Origin of the sequence: Desulfosarcina sp. (genome assembly GCF_041551955.1) — a bacterium.
Classification (GTDB): Bacteria; Desulfobacterota; Desulfobacteria; order Desulfobacterales; family Desulfosarcinaceae; genus Desulfosarcina.
In genome coordinates, this window is record NZ_JBFELV010000581.1 from 1 (window position 1) to 2,492 (window position 2,492).

The 2,492-nt window shown below is 44.8% G+C and carries 4 protein-coding genes; all 4 read left to right on the plus strand.

Annotated elements, in window-relative coordinates:
- The first annotated feature begins 87 nt into the window (after nucleotides 1-87).
- Nucleotides 88-726, plus strand: a complete 639-nt coding sequence (locus tag ABYV26_RS24415) for an exosortase C-terminal domain/associated protein EpsI (RefSeq protein WP_372683952.1) — start codon at nucleotides 88-90, stop codon at nucleotides 724-726.
- 22 nt (nucleotides 727-748) lie between these two features.
- Nucleotides 749-1,591 carry an exosortase/archaeosortase family protein gene (locus ABYV26_RS24420; RefSeq protein WP_372683953.1) on the plus strand — a complete coding sequence of 281 codons (843 nt, stop codon included), beginning with the start codon at nucleotides 749-751 and terminating at the stop codon, nucleotides 1,589-1,591.
- Nucleotides 1,592-1,613: 22 nt separating this feature from the next.
- Complete coding sequence (locus ABYV26_RS24425; protein WP_372683954.1) at nucleotides 1,614-1,856, plus strand: hypothetical protein; 243 nt, start codon at nucleotides 1,614-1,616, stop codon at nucleotides 1,854-1,856.
- A 29-nt stretch (nucleotides 1,857-1,885) separates the two neighbouring features.
- Nucleotides 1,886-2,492: glycosyltransferase (locus ABYV26_RS24430; RefSeq protein ID WP_372683955.1), on the plus strand; the 607-nt coding region annotated here is incomplete at its 3' end.

Below are 2,492 nucleotides of genomic sequence, written 5' to 3' on the forward strand. Positions count from 1 at the left end.
AAGCATACCCCGTTCCAACCACTCGAGCAAACCCGAAACGGCCAAAGCGGATCCGCTTCACACGGTAAAGCGTGAGAATATGTCATTATGAATTGGAAAAACACACTCGCCGCCACATCGATCATGATATTGACCTTCGGACTGCTGACCTATTTTAGCCACCCGGAGATCATCGCGGTCAATAAGCCGTTTTCAACCTTCCCCTCTCAAATTGGCCAGTGGAAAGGTGTTGAGGAACGCTTTGATGAAAAAATCTATCAAGTGCTCGGCGTGGACGACTCTTTCTTTGCCTACTACCGGGCGCCCCATGAACCGTGGGTTAATCTCTACATCGGGTTTTACGCGAGCCAGCGGGAAGGGGAATTGATCCACTCACCCAAAAACTGTATGCCGGGAGGCGGATGGAACATCATCGAAATCGCAATTGAACCCTTGCGGTTAAACGACGGCGCAGTGACCGATCACCAGATTATCAAGCTTGTCCTTCAAAATGGTTCGAGCAAACAGATCTCTCTTTACTGGTATCAATCCCGGGGCCGAATCATTTCATCGGAATACATGCAAAAAATCTATCTGGTGTGGGATGCAATTACCCGCAACCGGACGGACGGATCTTTCGTCCGCCTGATCGCTCCCGTTGTAGTCAACGAAGAACAGACCCTGGCGACTTTGAAAAACTTTGCCCGGGATCTGTTCCCCATCATTCAGGAATACATTCCGTCTTGAAACGTAAAACTAAAAAATGCCGATGTTCGATAAAAAAATTCTACCTCCACGCATTCTCCAGATCGCCACGCTGACCGCTGGCTTCGCCCTGCTTTACCATCACACCATTTTCAAACTGGTCATAGACTGGTCAGCGGATGACAACTTCTCCCATGGTTTCCTCGTTCCGATTATTGCTGGTTACATGATCTGGCATTACCGTGAACGCCTGCTCCGTGTGGCCGTTGAATCAAGTTATTGGGGATACCTCCTGTTATTGGGTGGCATGCTGTTTCACATTGCCGGCAACATCGGCGCAGAACTGTTCGTCCAGCGTTTATCCATCATTCTCACGCTGATGGGCCTCACCAGCATTCTGTTTGGCCTGGAGGTGTTAAAGATAATCTTGGTGCCTTTGCTGTACCTGCTCCTCATGATCCCCATCCCGGCCATCATCTGGAACCAAATCGCTTTTCCGATGCAGTTGTTTGCCGCAAAACTCAGTTCCGACGCCATCACCATGGTCGGCATCGCCGTGCTGCGTGAAGGCAACATCCTGCATCTGGCCAACACATCACTGGAGGTGGTTGATGCCTGTTCCGGGCTGCGGTCGCTCATGTCCATGCTGGCCCTCAGCACGGCCTTTGCCTACATTTCTTCCTTAAAAAACACCGGGAAGTGGATTCTTTTTCTTTCCGCTTTTCCCATTGCGATCATTGTGAATGTATTCCGTTTAACAATAACTGCGATCATGGCCAAGGTTATCGGTCCGGAAACAGCGCAAGGTTTTTTGCACGACATGTCTGGTTTAATCATCTTCTTTGTTGCACTCATCCTGCTTTATTTTACGCAAGCAGTGCTGGTTAGAATCCGATTCCTCAGTTGAAATTTAAAGGAGAGACGGCGCGATGTCCAAAGAAAAAGAAGATAAAGGGTTGCCCGAATTCAACATGAATCCGTATGTATTTACTGTGCTTTTATTCCTGTTTGGCAGTTGGTGTTTTTACGACGGTTGGTTGACAACTGATCCAGAAATGCAGAAACACTCCCTTTTTAATAAAGTGTTGAGTTTAATACTATTGCCTTGGTCGATATATGATTTCTTCAAGGTAAAAAAATTGAAAATAAAAAATGAAGAGCCCGATTCATAATAGTTGATAGATCCCATAATGATAGTAAAATGAAAATTTTGTTTTTATTGACGACATTATTTATTTTCTACACCTATTTAGGGTATCCCATCTTATTGTTCTTCTGGTCGAAGGTCAGATACAGGGTAATTGATAAAAAGTATCCAAGACAATTACCTCTGATATCATTCGTCATTGCTGCGAAAAATGAAGCCGATACGATTGAAAGAAGAATAGTCAATATTTTGAATTTGGATTATCCGAAAGAAAAATATGAAATTATTATTGTTTCTGATGGTTCAACAGATGATACCAATCAGATTGTCGAACGATATTCGGCAAAATTTAATCGAACAAGGTTGCTTGCCCACTTTCCGTCAAAAGGAAAACCTTATTCGTTAAATAAAGGTGTTCATCAAGCCCGAGGTGAAATTATTATCTTTACGGACAGCCGTCAGTGGTTCGATAAAAAAGCTGCAATGGAATTGGTGGCCAATTTTTCGGATCCGGGTATTGGTTGTGTCAGCGGTGAACTGGTTTTTAATTCAGCAGGCGCCAGTTCAATACAAAAAGAGATGGGACTCTATTGGGACTATGAGAAAATAATTCGAAAACTGGAGAGTAAAATTGGTTCGGTCGCCGGAGCTACCGGTGCAA

What these genes read in the sequence shown, in the direction of transcription:
- ABYV26_RS24425 (WP_372683954.1), top strand. Translation starts at nt 1,614, where the DNA reads ATGTCCAAAGAAAAAGAAGATAAAGGGTTGCCCGAATTCAACATGAAT.
- ABYV26_RS24415 (WP_372683952.1), top strand. Translation starts at nt 88, where the DNA reads ATGAATTGGAAAAACACACTCGCCGCCACATCGATCATGATATTGACC.
- ABYV26_RS24420 (WP_372683953.1), top strand. Translation starts at nt 749, where the DNA reads ATGTTCGATAAAAAAATTCTACCTCCACGCATTCTCCAGATCGCCACG.